14 protein-coding genes are annotated in these 13,933 nt (G+C 43.1%); 11 read left to right on the forward strand and 3 right to left on the reverse strand.

Annotated features, from left to right (window positions below; all coding sequences use genetic code 11):
• The first annotated feature begins 218 nt into the window (after nt 1-218).
• Together BBR47_RS15135 and BBR47_RS15140 are read left to right on the forward strand one after the other, a co-directional pair.
• A complete protein-coding gene (locus BBR47_RS15135) occupies nt 219-1,871 on the forward strand; it encodes an amidohydrolase (RefSeq protein WP_162023118.1) in 1,653 nt (550 codons plus the stop codon).
• Nucleotides 1,872-1,908: 37 nt separating this feature from the next.
• The gene (locus BBR47_RS15140; RefSeq protein ID WP_015891282.1) at nt 1,909-2,565 is read left to right on the forward strand and encodes a DJ-1/PfpI family protein; all 657 of its coding nucleotides are present in this window, start codon (nt 1,909-1,911) and stop codon (nt 2,563-2,565) included.
• A 185-nt stretch (nt 2,566-2,750) separates the two neighbouring features.
• Here BBR47_RS15140 and BBR47_RS15145 read toward each other — a convergent pair whose 3' ends face one another.
• Together BBR47_RS15145 and BBR47_RS15150 are read right to left on the reverse strand one after the other, a co-directional pair.
• The gene (locus BBR47_RS15145; RefSeq protein WP_015891283.1) at nt 2,751-3,857 is read right to left on the reverse strand and encodes a toxic anion resistance protein; all 1,107 of its coding nucleotides are present in this window, start codon (nt 3,855-3,857) and stop codon (nt 2,751-2,753) included.
• A 26-nt stretch (nt 3,858-3,883) separates the two neighbouring features.
• The gene (locus BBR47_RS15150; protein ID WP_231850477.1) at nt 3,884-4,543 is read right to left on the reverse strand and encodes a UPF0016 family protein; all 660 of its coding nucleotides are present in this window, start codon (nt 4,541-4,543) and stop codon (nt 3,884-3,886) included.
• Between the two features lie 257 nt (nt 4,544-4,800).
• Between BBR47_RS15150 and BBR47_RS15155 the strand changes: the two genes are divergently transcribed.
• The 7 genes from BBR47_RS15155 (at nt 4,801) to BBR47_RS15185 (ending at nt 10,874) form a co-directional block, all read left to right on the forward strand.
• Nucleotides 4,801-5,589 (forward strand): VWA domain-containing protein, encoded by a 789-nt coding sequence (locus BBR47_RS15155; protein WP_015891285.1) that lies wholly within the window; start codon nt 4,801-4,803, stop codon nt 5,587-5,589.
• A gap of 258 nt (nt 5,590-5,847) precedes the next feature.
• The gene (locus BBR47_RS15160; protein WP_015891286.1) at nt 5,848-6,486 is read left to right on the forward strand and encodes a DJ-1/PfpI family protein; all 639 of its coding nucleotides are present in this window, start codon (nt 5,848-5,850) and stop codon (nt 6,484-6,486) included.
• A gap of 14 nt (nt 6,487-6,500) precedes the next feature.
• Nucleotides 6,501-7,469 (forward strand): ABC transporter substrate-binding protein, encoded by a 969-nt coding sequence (locus BBR47_RS15165; RefSeq protein WP_015891287.1) that lies wholly within the window; start codon nt 6,501-6,503, stop codon nt 7,467-7,469.
• Nucleotides 7,459-8,475 carry a FecCD family ABC transporter permease gene (locus BBR47_RS15170; protein ID WP_015891288.1) on the forward strand — a complete coding sequence of 339 codons (1,017 nt, stop codon included), beginning with the start codon at nt 7,459-7,461 and terminating at the stop codon, nt 8,473-8,475. The genes BBR47_RS15165 and BBR47_RS15170 overlap by 11 nt, the downstream gene beginning before the upstream one ends.
• Nucleotides 8,472-9,260: an ABC transporter ATP-binding protein gene (locus BBR47_RS15175; protein WP_015891289.1), complete on the forward strand. Its 789-nt coding sequence runs from the start codon at nt 8,472-8,474 to the stop codon at nt 9,258-9,260. Before BBR47_RS15170 ends, BBR47_RS15175 begins: the two co-directional genes overlap by 4 nt.
• Nucleotides 9,261-9,401: 141 nt before the next feature.
• Nucleotides 9,402-10,226, forward strand: coding sequence for a sensor histidine kinase (locus BBR47_RS15180; RefSeq protein WP_041749442.1), 825 nt, complete (start codon nt 9,402-9,404; stop codon nt 10,224-10,226).
• On the forward strand, nt 10,227-10,874 hold the full coding sequence (locus BBR47_RS15185) for a response regulator (RefSeq protein WP_015891291.1): 648 nt from the start codon (nt 10,227-10,229) through the stop codon (nt 10,872-10,874).
• 60 nt (nt 10,875-10,934) lie between these two features.
• Here the strand turns inward: BBR47_RS15185 and BBR47_RS15190 are convergent, their stop codons facing one another.
• On the reverse strand, nt 10,935-11,468 hold the full coding sequence (locus BBR47_RS15190) for a hypothetical protein (RefSeq protein ID WP_041749443.1): 534 nt from the start codon (nt 11,466-11,468) through the stop codon (nt 10,935-10,937).
• 537 nt (nt 11,469-12,005) lie between these two features.
• Between BBR47_RS15190 and BBR47_RS15195 the strand changes: the two genes are divergently transcribed.
• Both BBR47_RS15195 and nfsA read left to right on the forward strand, forming a co-directional pair.
• Complete coding sequence (locus BBR47_RS15195; RefSeq protein ID WP_015891293.1) at nt 12,006-12,725, forward strand: SDR family NAD(P)-dependent oxidoreductase; 720 nt, start codon at nt 12,006-12,008, stop codon at nt 12,723-12,725.
• Between the two features lie 196 nt (nt 12,726-12,921).
• Nucleotides 12,922-13,671: an oxygen-insensitive NADPH nitroreductase gene (gene nfsA, locus BBR47_RS15200; protein WP_015891294.1), complete on the forward strand. Its 750-nt coding sequence runs from the start codon at nt 12,922-12,924 to the stop codon at nt 13,669-13,671.
• The last annotated feature ends 262 nt before the right edge of the window (nt 13,672-13,933 follow it).

Genomic DNA, 13,933 nt, shown 5'->3' on the forward strand with positions numbered 1-13,933 from the left:
CCAGGTTTCCACAATCATAATATATACGCTCATTGGCAGCAACATGGCCTGACGGGGGGAGGAGACGAGCGCAAAAATCACCCTTTTGGGTAATAGGCAGCGTTTTCAGCTTTTGTCATAATAAAGCTCAAGCAAGCACCCGCATGGATAGGGAAGGAGGGCGGCTAGCTATCTGATTGTCTGCGATTCTACTTTCTTGCGAAGGGGTTGTTCATTTGGTGGCACCGAATACGGTTTATTTGAATGGACAGATTTATTGTGTAGTTCCGCGCTATCGCTACGTTGAGGCAGTAGCGGTGAAAGAGGGAAAGTTCGTTGCAGTGGGGAGTAACGAGGAAATCAAGTCGCTGATCTCTCAAACAACCGAAGTAGTAGATTTGAAAGGAAAGACGGTCTTACCTGGCTTGCATGATATGCACATACATGCGTATTTGGGGTCTTATTCCACGTTAAATGAATGCCACCTTCCTCGCGAATCTCATAAGTCAGTAACAGACATCTTGGAGTGCGTCCGACAATATGCCAAAAATAATCCGAGCAAGCCATGGATTGTAGGGGTGGACTGGCAGCCCGAGATTATGCCGTACATAAACAAAAGCCAGTTAGACGCTATTGATTCTTCACGTCCTATCATTTTATACGACTTCTCCCATCATAATGCTTGGGTGAATAGTAAGGCATTAGAGTTTGCAGGAATCGACGCCCATACCTTTGACCCAGAGGGCGGTCACATCCATCGCGATGAAAGTGGAGAGCCAACAGGAGTCTTGATCGAGCTGCCTGCGATACAGCTTGTCGCCAAACATATTCCCAAAGGCGGTGAGCAAGAACATTTTGAAGCAGTGAAGTGGATCGTGAACCAGCTCAATTCCCATGGGATTACGGGCATAAAAGAACCGATGACGGATCGGGAAATCTTGAAGACCTATAAGCGGCTGGATGATGAAAACGGACTTCATTTGCGGGTAGTTACCAACCTTATGTACAAGGTGCCATTAGAGATCAGCATGGAAGAGCAGTATTCGTTGATCGAAGACCGCAAGAAGTACGCTTCTTCCCACATTTTCACGGATTTTGCGAAAATGTTTATAGATGGAGTCCCTGCATTCAAGACTGCGGCCTTTATGCAGCCGTATCTCGGAGACGAAGATGCCAACGACAACATTTTGGTTGATGCCGAACAGCTAAAAAAGGATCTTGCTTATTTAGACAGCATGGGTATCACAGTCAAAATGCACGCCGTCGGAGACGCAGCGATTCGGGTCGGACTGAATGCCATTGAGGCTGCTCGAGCGGTAAACGGGTTCTCTGGATTGAAGCATGAGATTGCCCATACGACCTTTATTCATCCCGAAGATATTCATCGTTTCTGCGCACTAGATGCCGTGGCAGAATTTTCACCGATGATGTGGTTCCCTTCCGATTTTCATACCCAAGATAAAGTGGTGATTGGGCCCGAGCGCGCAAATGGCAAGTATTCGATTCGCAGCGTGGTAGATACTGGCGCTTTGGCTGTCTATGGAACGGACTGGCCTGTCGTGCCGTCGTTTAATCCGTGGCCGAGCCTCGAAGCGATGGTTACCCGTCAAAACCCGTATATCGATTATCCAGGGACAGTTAATGCCAGCGAGGCCCTCGACGTCGTTCAAGCTATCGAACTGTTTACGATCAATGGCGCACGGTCGATGTATTTGGATAACATAACCGGGTCAATCCAGGTCGGAAAATCAGCCGACATGATTGTTCTCGACCGCAACCCGTTATCGATACCGCCAACCGACATTCGAAACACAAAAGTCCTGTGTACGATTTTGGAGGGTAAAACCGTTTATGAGATTGGGGCCGATTCTTTAAGCGTTCAACTAATTTAACTACAACTTAGAACCAGAACCAAAGGAGAATGATACTATGGAAGTCGCTATTTTGTTGTATAACGGTGTGACAGCATTAGATGCAATTGGTCCTTATGAAGCGTTCGCTGGAAGTATGAAATGCAAAATCAAATTTGTCGCGAAAGAAAAAGGATTGATTCAACTCGATTCAAAGATGGGCTACCTGCATGCGGAATACTGTTATGCGGAAGTCCCTTCTATGGATGTTTTAATCGTTCCTGGCGGTATAGGTTGTAAGGAGCTAATGAATGACGAAGAGACGCTGAACTGGATTCGCCAGTTACATAAGACGTCGAAATGGACGACTTCGGTTTGTTCAGGCTCAATGGTTCTCGGTGCTGCAGGTCTACTGGAAGGAGTACCGGCAACGAGCCACTGGTTTGTTTGCGAATCTCTTCGTGCTCTCGGTGCGATTCCGCAGGAGGAGCGGGTGGTGCACCATGGGAAGATTGTCACTGCAGCGGGCGTGTCTTCCGGCATTGACATGGCGCTCCAAGTTGTAGCTTGGGAGTTTGGGGTAGAGATAGCACAGGCAACGCAGTTGACGCTTGAGTACGATCCGAAGCCCCCTTTTGATGCGGGATCGGTTAAGACGGCACCGCCAGCGATTGTACAATACACGAAAAAAGTTTACACGGAACTAATGGGCAGTGAAAACTTCTTTGTAGAATAATGTTCAGTGAAAAAGCTTCATCAGGTGTCGGAGAGCTCCTTGAAGCGGGAATACATCTTCGAGCGATTCGTAGAATATGCACGTAACACCGCTATCTGGCAGCGTCATCTCCCGGGGAGCGATAGGTCGCCAAGGAAAAAAAGAGGAAACCAAGGAAAGATCACTTGGTTTCCTCTTTTTTTTATTTACTGTAGAAGTGAGGTTTGCTGATTGGCTGGTGCAGAAAGTTGATTTGGATCTGCCATACCGAGTTTTACTCTCATGTCTGCGTTGAGCTTATCCATCTCTTGGATGAAGTTTTTGCTAGAATCGATAATTCTTCGATTTGAATCTTCGGTAATTTGGATTGCGCTATACACATCATTAAATGCCTGCTGCAGTTTATTGATTGCGATACTTGGTTGCTCCAGCATCGAGGTGATTTCTTGTGTATTCTGTTTTAAGCTTTGAGCATTGGCTACCAGCATATCCTCAATGGCCTGATTGGTATTTTGTACAGCTTCGATTACCTTCTTCTGATTATTCAAGGCCAACTGAATGGCAGCGGACACTGTGACAACGTTTTGCGTCATCGTAATCGCGTTAAAGACAGCTTCATCCAACTTTTCGTTATTGTCCGCAATAACATCAACAGAAGCGATGGATTGTTGTAAAATGTTGATCATTTGACTCATATTTTTTACTCTTGTTACGACTTTGACCATTGCTTTTTCGAATTCGGGTTTGCGAAGTTGATTTTCAGGCTTATTGCTTTCAACTTCAAGCATCTCAAGCAACTTGTTACCGAAGTAAATCCGTTTCTCTAATTCATAAATATTTTCACCGGATTTTTTCTTAATGTATTTCAAGTTAATGACATCTTCTTTTAACTTGTCACTGCCATTAAGCAAGGAGGCAATGATGTTATCAATTTGTGTACGAACGGATTCATATTTTCGAATATATTGGGAAATTGGGTTTTTCCCTAAGATTCTGTTGAAGAGATTGCTGATCCCACCGCTTTGAAAGATTTTATTCGGATTCAATTCTTCTGTGCAAGAACGAAGCTTTAAGAGTGTATTCGGAATATCATTGTTTTTTCCTTCCATCAGATCTTTCACAGGTCGTTTTAGAATTTCGAGAGATTCAGCGGCATTTCGTTGGGTGCTTTCGCCCAAATTACCCAGCTGCTCCAAAATTGAATCCATCTGGCTTTGATTATCCGTTTGCAGCTGGCGCACCACATTTTCTGCTTCAGATTGGATCTTGATGATGTCTTCTTGTTTAACTAATTGGATAGCCTGTGTCGTCATTGCTATAGCACGCTCCTTAAAGGTGATTAGTAAATTTCTTTGGCATTATATTTTTCGGTGATAAGAGTAAGCTTTCTCTCCAACTCATAGATGTCGTGTTGTTCAATAGATGTAGAGATCACTTTCAGCTTTAGGTTGATGTCACGGAGACCGTCTAATAATTTTCGTCTATTCTTCAGCTTGTTTTCAACACTCAGCCTCAAGAAGGGGTTGATGACACTATTCAAGTCTTTCATGACGAGCATTTTAATATCATGCTTCGTTTGCGCACTACCGAGCGTTTCTATGTAGGGGAGGAGAGTATCGATCTTAGAACAAAGGTTTATTGTCTTTTCGGATATTTCATCATCGAGGTTGCGCTTTTCATTTTCGTTAATCACAATTTCCTTAATAACTTGTAGATATTCTCGTATTTCTGATGAATAGGTAGATTCCAGTTCCTTTTTCGTTTGTTCACTCCCCGTTACAGTAGAAGTAATTCTCTGGTCCGGTTCTGGTACCGTAATCCCACTGAATCGCTGCTCTTTCTTTTCACCTAAGACAAACCCTATGGCTGCTGTTAGCAACGGTATGGCTAACATGATAAAAGTCGGAAGTATTGTGGATGCAAGTAAAGCTAAGAAGTATCCCGTTATAGCACCAAGGAATGCATATCTTTTTCTGTATCTAACTCTTTTTTTCATCATTTATCCTCTCTTTCTTACTTGTTTGTCGGAAACCTTGTACCCCATATATAACATGACAAAAAAATATGTAAAGATGTCTATTTCGACTTTCGACAAAAAATTCTCAAATAAGAGAGCCATTAATAGGGGAGGAACAATGGGTTGCGTTCCCTATATATACTTGATTTTAGCATTTTATGGTACAATTTGTTTAATAGATTCTACATATTTCTATGGATCAACTAAAAGTGTGTACATAATTAAAGGAAGTGATCTTGGTGTCTATTGATTTGAAAAAGAAAGCAGAAGAGAACTTTATTAGTCTGAAGAAAAAGGCTGATGAAGCCATTTCTAAAGTCGGTTTGAATGGTCAAACAGCTCGGGTCGCACTAGCTATTGATATTTCTGGTTCGATGCATACTCTATACAAAAATGGAGTAGTCCAACGAGCTGTTGAGCGTTTGCTTGCGCTTGGTGTGAAGTTTGATGATAATCGCTCCATTGACATCTTTCTGTTTGGCAAAAATGATTACGAAGTAGGAGAACTGTCTGAAAGGGATTTCTTCAACTACGTAAATGATCACATTGTCAAGAAATATCAACTTGAGGGTTATACAAATTACGCGGGGGTAATGAAACGCATCACGAAAAAGTATTACCCACAAGCTTTTGAGGGTTCCTCTACCGGTGGAGGGTTCTTCGGAAAGCTATTTGGTGGGCAAAAGTTTTCAATTGACCAGAATGCGTATAAAGCGCATTACCAGAATAGTGAACCAGTATACGTTTACTTTCTTACAGATGGGGATAATGGGGATAAGGATGAGACGGAATTAGTAATTCGGGAAGCATCTAAATTGGGCATCTTTTGGCAATTCGTTGGGATCGGAAATGAAAAATTCCAATTTTTGAATAAGCTCGATAACCTTCAGGGACGATTTATCGATAACGCAAACTTCTTTACTTGCACCGATCTTGATCGGATCTCAGACGAGGAGTTGTTCAAACGTTCTCTTGCCGAGTTCCCATCGTATCTCACGAAAGCTCGTTCCAAGGGCTTAATTAAATAGGAACAAAAAAACCAGCTCAAATTTAAATTTGGCTGGTTTTTTTGTTCATGCACGCCCCGTTACTGAGCGTTATATGCCTCCTGGAATCAATCAACAAAACTTCACATAATAGCCACTTCAATAGCTCTTGTGAGTCATTCTACCTTCCTAGGCCGCTCTATATAATTTGGGCATAGAAAATTGTTCTTACTTGCTTTTGCAGATGATGGTTTGACGCAAATCCATGCTAAAGCATGAACGATGATAGGAGGAGTATTTATGCAACCTTGGAAGATCGGTATCTTGTTGTTTGACGACGTAGAAGTGCTTGATTTTGCGGGTCCGTTTGAAGTGTTTTCCGTGACGGCGCTGAATCGCGGTCAAACGAATGAATGTAAGCCTTTCCAAGTAACCACGATTTCGGAATCAGGTCATTTTATCACAGCGAGAAACGGTTTGAAGGTAATTCCCGACTATAGCATACATACCGCTCCTACGTATGATTTGTTAGTTATTCCGGGAGGGGCAGGAACCAGGCGTGAGATCCACAACAAAGTATTGCTCGATTGGATCCGTAAGCACTCTGAAGAGGTTCAATGGATGACATCCGTTTGCACAGGTGCTTTGCTACTGGCCGAGGCCGGATTGCTCGATGGTAAACGTGCGACAACGCATTGGGCAAGCCTGGATAGCATGAGAAGCGAATACCCCAAAGTAACTGTCGTCGAAGGTGTCAAATTTGTTGATGAGGATCGGATTGTCACATCCGGAGGCATTTCTGCGGGCATCCATATGGCCTTTCATATGGTAAGTCGATTGCTCGGAACGAAAGTAGCAGCAGATACGGCAAAATTCATGGAATACGATATTCGCTTTGACGAGCATGGAGCTAGTCCTTCCATCCAAAAGGCTGAATGAAGGTAGGAATGCAAATGAAAATCAGGATTACGTGTGCGCTGATGAGTCTTATATTGTTGCTCGCTGTAATCGGTTGTAGTTCCTATTCGAACCATGGCGGTCATCCAGACAACACGTCGTCTTCCAACCCGCAGCCTTTTTTCACCTTTACTGACGATACAGGACAAGAGGTTGTTTTAGTGAAAAAACCAGAACGCGTGGTCATTCTGAATACAGAGGTGCTTGGTCTATTCTACCAGCTTGGGGGTGCAGCGATCGCACGAGCCAAAGCATCGGGAACGCCCGTACCAGATGCGGCTAAAGCGGCGGAGGATATCGGGGAGATTAACCAGGTTAGCTTGGAAAAAGTCACAAGCTTGAAGCCAGATCTTGTAATTGGGCATCCTCGTTTTCATGCGAATTTGAAAGACGCTCTGGTTACCAGTCAAATACCGCTCGCTTTAGTGAATATCAATAGCTATGACGATATTCAACGAACCGGAAAGCTGTTCGGACAAATCATCGGAAAAGAAGCAGAATCGGAAAAAGCATGGAAAGAAACGGAAAACCATATCCAGACGATTATTTCCAAAGTGCCAAATAGGTCGCTAAAATTTGCTTTCATTACAATCGCATCTAATGGGATATCCATTCAAAAAAATGGCAACCTTGCACTCGATATAGCGAATAAATTGAACTTGAAAAATGTGGCTGAAGATATGCAGTCTGGTCAAATGCCAAGTTCCGTGCCCTACAGCATCGAGAAATTAATTGAGGCTGATCCGGATTACCTTTTCATGGTTGTATATGGAACGGAGGAATACGGCCGCCAAAAGCTCAAAGATGATTTGGAAAGCAACCCTGCATGGGCATCGCTTCGGGCTGTGAAAGAGAAGAGAATGGTATTTTTCCCATCCGATTTTGTGAATTCGCCAGGTTTGAAAATCGATCAGACATTTGAATATCTCGCCAAGCTGGTATATCCCGATACCTATGAAAAATAAATCGACATCGGGGTTTCGGAAAACCACATCCTGGCGAATTGGCGTCCTCTTGATTTTAATCCTATTGGCTGCGGCGGGGGTAATTTTCAGCCTTGTCAGTGGAGCAGTAAAAGTAAGCCTCATGGGAATTATTCATGTATTTACAGGAAGCGAGCAAGGCTCGATACGGGAGATCATCTGGAACGTCCGATTACCAAGAACTCTGCTTGCTGGTCTGATTGGGATCAATCTTTCACTCGCGGGTGCATTGCTGCAGGGAGTCATGCGAAATTCGATGGCGGACCCGCACATTATTGGTGTATCATCGGGAGCGGGATTTTTCGGTATCGCCATGCTTGTCATGTTTCCGGCTTATGCATACCTGATGACGCCTGCCGCTTTCCTGGGGGCGCTTGGGGCGGCACTGTTCATTTATACACTTGCCTGGAAAAACGGGGCGAGTCCCGGGCGGATTATATTGGCCGGAGTGGCCGTTTCTGCTTTTTTTAGTTCGGGTACTTCAGGTCTGCTTGTATTTTATAGTGAGCAGGTGAATGGAGCATTGCTATTTCTTGTGGGCGGACTTTCGGCGAAAAGCTGGCCTCATTTACAGATCCTGCTTCCTTATTCCATAATCGGTACCCTTTTCGCACTAATGACCACTCAGAGAATGAATATCTTAATGCTTGGAGATTCGGATGCGAAAGGGCTAGGTCTGCATGTCGAGCGTACGAGACTACTCGTGACAGCCATCGCGGCGCTCCTGGCTGCCAGCGCGGTCAGCGTTGTTGGTTTGCTTGCTTTCGTTGGTATGATTGTTCCTCATACTGCAAGGTTGCTGATCGGAAACGACTATCGAATCTTGCTTCCTGTCACAGCATTGCTTGGTATAGCTGTACTGACCATATTCGACACGCTTGCTCGAATTATTTTTGCTCCGGTTGAGCTGCCTGTAGGGATTATGATGGGTGCTGTCGGCGCTCCCTTTTTTCTGTATTTGCTTAGAGCGAGGGGGATGCAAGAATGATTCGTGGAGAGCATCTGGTTGTCAAATATCGCGGAAATACGGTCATGGACCATGTAACTATTCGATTTGAATCAGGACTCATTCACAGTATCTTGGGTCCGAACGGATGTGGGAAAAGCACGTTATTAAAAGTGCTCTCCCGCCAGCTGCAGGAAGAAAGCGGCGTAGTCTATGTAGATGGAAAAGAGGCGAAGGAGTGGGGGTTGAAGCCGTTCGCTCGTCATCTGGCCATGCTTGCACAATCGCAGGAACGATCGTCAGATATCAGCGTGTATGACTTGGTCTCGTACGGACGTTTTCCGCATAAAGGGTTTATGCAGCGACTTGACGACGATGACAGGGCGATCGTGGATTGCGCGCTCAAGCTAACAGGCATGGAAGCATTCGCGGAAAGAAGCGTACTCGAACTGTCGGGCGGGGAACGCCAACGAGCTCGAATCGCAATGGCAGTAGCCCAGCAGCCAAAAGTATTGATGCTAGATGAACCAACAACTTATCTGGACATCTGTCATCAACTCGAAATCATGGAACTTGTCCTGCATTTAAACCGCGTTCAAAACATGACAGTTATTATGGTACTGCACGATTTGAATCATGCCGCAGCATACTCCGATCGAATTACTGTCATGAAACAAGGCACCGTCTATGCTCACGGAAAGCCAAGTGAAGTAATCTGCGCTGAGATGCTCAGAGATGTATTTGAGGTAGAAGCATGCGTAGAGCTGGAAGAAGGGAGCGGTCATCCGATTATCAAATCGATGCGGCTTTTGCCGGTAAAGCGCTGAATAAAGGAGGAAAGAAAATGATCCATGACGCCTCATTCTTTCTTCTATAAGCACGTAAACAGACCCGTTACGATTTTTCAATGTGCCGGGTCTCTTGTTATTTCTCTAAGGACACGTCATATCAGAGAGGGGATTTTTAGGTTGACTTATAAACAAATGAAATGGTTGATTTTGACGATTCCTACATTAACGATTGGCACATGGGAGTATGTAAGACATGAGTTTCTGCTCCCCTATATTTCCATGGAGCTTGGCAATTGGCTTGCTCCTATCATTGTGCTAGTGGTAAGCCTGTTGTTTCTGACACAATTGTTCGCGATGATCGAGCATAATCATGAGGAATTGAATCGTTCAAAGGCTGTACAGGCGATTTTGGAGGAACGCGAGCAAATTGCTCGGGAGTTGCATGATGGTATCGCCCAATCATTATTCTTCTTAAATGCCCAGGTATCACGGATTGAGCGCATGAAGCAGGTAGACGAATTGCTTATAGACAAATTCAAAAAGAGCGTTCATCACACGAACGATTACGTAAGGCAAGCCATCGCAAATCTACGGTATGCGCCAGATGTAAACAGAATACCGTGGCTGCAAGGAGTGGAGAGCTTGATTGACGAGCTGCGCCGTGAAACCAATATGCAATTTGAAACAGAATGGGAAATTCCAGAATCTCTGCTCTCAACTAAAGATAAAGTGGAGTTATTAGCCATTGTTCGAGAGGCATTACTCAATATACATAAGCATGCGAATGCTACCTGTGTACGTGTACACGCGTTGGCAAACAAAAATGGATGGATTTGTCAGATCATAGATGATGGAAAAGGATTTGATCTGGAGAAGGAGATGGGAGGAAGCAGCTATGGACTTAAGATGATGCGGGATCGCGCTAACAATATGTCCTGGAACCTAAACTACGAACGAAAAGATGGAGAAACGATGGTCACGATTTTAAAGGAGGCAATGTAAATGTCAACATTTCGAGTAATGATCATAGATGACAATGAAATGGCCAGAGAAGGAATACGTATGATTCTGGAAAGCGACCCGATCTTTGAAGTGGTAGCGGAGGGGAGCAGCGGCGAAGAGGCGATCATTCTTAGCGAACGGTGGATGCCTGATTTGATCCTAATGGATATTCAAATGCCGGGAATGGGCGGGCTGGCGGCTACTAAATGCCTGAAGGAAAAACTTCCTTATGTCAAAGTGGTCATGGTAACCGTCTCGGACGATATTGTGCACCTGTTCGATGCACTTAAAAAGGGCGCACAAGGCTATTTATTAAAAAATATGAAACCGGAAGCATGGCACGAATATTTGAGAGCAATTGCTGTCGATGAGACACCCATGACGCGGGAGCTCGCTTTTCGCATCTTGAAAGAGTTCGCGCCAATAGGCTCCGATGTAGCTCAGCCCAGCAAGTTAACCAGCAGAGAGCGTGAAATACTAGGTCTGGTCGCCAAGGGCCTGAGTAATAGAGATATCTCAAGCAAACTGGTCATTTCCGAGCATACCGTAAAAAACCATTTGAAAAATATTCTCCAAAAGCTACATTTGGAAAATAGAGTTCAACTTGCACGTTATGCCTTTGAGCAAAGCTGGATGAGTAGGATGTAGAACTGAGCACTTCTAAAATCATGTTTTACCTTCGGATTCGGGCAACGGATATATTATTTTTTATTTGGGGAATGCCTGAATAACAGTTTCTAGATCTTTCTTATATGAATCAACCTTTTGCTTATCTTTACTGAAAAGCCGATCATCATTTATTCTCTCCATAAGTTGACTTAGTCTCTTGAGTTCATCTTGTTTACCTTGGATATCCTTGAGGCTATTCTCATTTACTAATGACTGAATTTTTTTAAGATATTCTTTTTTATTCTGGTACAAGATTACGATTTCGGATTGTAATTGTTCATCGGCTATAATCTGTTTTGTTTCTCCATTGGTAAAAATAATGGATGGTAGGAAAAGGGGGTTCGGAATCAAATAGCTATCAATCATTCCTGAAAGATAAGCTAACCTCTCTTTGTCTCTTACATTGGAGAGTTCTTTCGTAATAAGTTCAAACTGATAGACCGAGGAGGAGTGTTGATGTTTGAATACATCGGTCAAAGTAATTTCGAATTGATTCTGCGTATGCTCCGATGATGTTGTGCTGCATGAAGCCAAAATGAGGGATAAACCGAATATTATGGAAAATCTCTTCATAAGGTGTTTTCTTCCTTTCTTAAGTTAAAAAAGCACTTGGATTACCGAATGTAATGCACCATCAGCCCAGACTTGCCAAGTTTTCTCTGTCGTGGTTGGAGTAAGTGTAAACGATGCACCACCAGTATTGCCCAATTTATAATCGTGGGCATTAAATATGTACACTCCTTCTAAACGTTTACTTCCATCTCTTGCTGTTGTATAACATGTATTTCCAACGTTAGAGGAGTTTTTTCTATGTTTCAAATTCTACTCCAATTGGTTTTAATTTTTCTTTCAGTTCTTTATCATCCCGCTTGTTAGCCATTACCAAATTGTGAATTAATGAGTCAAACTCTTTGTCTGAAAGCTTAGCGATAGCTGACTCCAAAGATTTTTGTTCCGATTTTACTGGTGCCGTTAAACTAACGAGCAGGATAACGAAAATCCTCCCAAAATCGGTAGCATGAACCTATCTTTGCAAATAACTAAACATAATTATTTACAAAGTAGAAAAATGCAATTAGAATAATGGAAAAAACCGCATGGGAGGAAAATATGAAAAACTTTATTGTCTTCGGAGCGAGTAAAGGATTAGGTGAGGCATTCGTCAAAGAATTGCCTGATACGGGTGATAACGTATGGATGGTTTCCAGAAGTCGTCCAGAGAGTTTGAAGCTTAACGATGGTGTCCATAGATATTGGATAGAAGCTGACCTATCGTTATCCGATGTAAGCAATAGGATTGCGAAGACAATAAATGGCGTTACTATAGACGTATTAATATATAATGTTGGGATCTGGGAGAGCAAAGGATTTAGGGATGGATATGATTTTGAGAAAGATGATCCGGACGAAATTGCTAAAATTATTCATGTAAATCTAACATCCGCAATTACTTGCATCCAAAAGCTGTTACCGAATCTAAAAAAATCAGATAACGCAAAAATCATCTTAATCGGATCTACGGCAGGTCTTGAAAATAATGAATTTACACAAGTTTCATTTGTAGCTTCAAAATTCGGATTGCGTGGTATTTGCAATTCTTTACGGGAACATGTAAAGAAGTATGGAATAGGTGTAACATGTATAAATCCAGGTGAAATTGCTACCCAAATTCCCTATGAAGACGGAATAGAGAAAGTATTATCGGCTTATAATGGCACACAGATTCCCCTTCAAGATATCGTTTCGTTGGTTAAATGCGTCATGAACCTTTCCAAGGCGTCTTGTGTGAAAGAAATAAATATACCAGCGATGCTTGATACAAATGCATGATTGTGCTAACCGGTTCGATAGTTCAACATTCCAAACACAAGGGTAGTCGGTTTTTAAAAGCAGCTGGTTATACCAAATGCCTTTTCACGAATTGACGGACGTAACTTACAGTTTTCACCATACCTGTTCATTGACAGAAGATCAGGAGGTATTTAGACTTGGTACCATTATTGATTATTAAAAAGAGGGATGCCAAATGAATGAAACGATCAAGACGTTGTTACACCATCGCTCGATCCGAAAGTTCGAAGATCGCCCGCTCACTGACCAACAAATCCGTACGATTATAGATTGTGCACAGGCTGCCTCTACCTCGAGCTATATTCAGGCCTATTCAATCATTGGCGTGAAAGAGAAAGAAAAGAAGAGAAGACTTGCTGAACTAGCAGGGAATCAGCCATATGTGGAAACAAACGGACACCTTTTCATTTTTTGCGCGGATTTGTTTCGCCATGAGCTCCTAGCAGAAATGGAAGGAGCAGATATTACAGCTTCTCTTGAAAGTGCAGAGAAATATATGGTGGCTGTAATCGATGCGGCACTGGCAGCCCAAAATGCTGCAATTGCATCCGAGTCAATGGGACTTGGTATTTGTTATATTGGGGGCTTGCGTAATAATGTGGAAGAAGTGGCACAGGTGCTTTCGATCCCCAAGCGGGTCATTCCGCTGTTCGCTATGACTGTTGGTTATCCCTTGCATGAATCAAGTAAGAAACCGCGGCTCCCCTTTGAACATGTCTATCATGAAGAGGGATACAATGAAGATAAAAAGGAGCTACAGGCACAACTGTTAGAATACAACAAAACGATTCAAGAGTACTACTTGCAGCGGACTGGCGGAGAGAGAAGCGATACTTGGACAGGCCAAATGGCAGCAATGCTGTCCAAACCTACTAGAATGTTTATGAAGGAATTTGTGGAGAAACAAGGATTTCAAAGACGTTAATAGAGAAACGCTGCCGTTGAAGCAGCGTTTTTTCTTTGCTAACTTCCTGGGCCCGGTCAACATTATCACGTTCTGATGGCAGGGCTTATTCATCATCCGTTATTAATACGCAAGCTTATTAATAACGGATAAGAATCAGATCTTAGAGAGGATTCATTCAATAATATAAACTTACTTTCACAAATCCCTGCTTCTGTAACAGATGTTGAAGTGTATAAACTATTGCAGCTAGTTGATCGATCTAATTCGCTGTATAGTACTT

It is taken from the genome of Brevibacillus brevis NBRC 100599 (assembly GCF_000010165.1).
Classification (GTDB): Bacteria; Bacillota; Bacilli; order Brevibacillales; family Brevibacillaceae; genus Brevibacillus; species Brevibacillus brevis_D.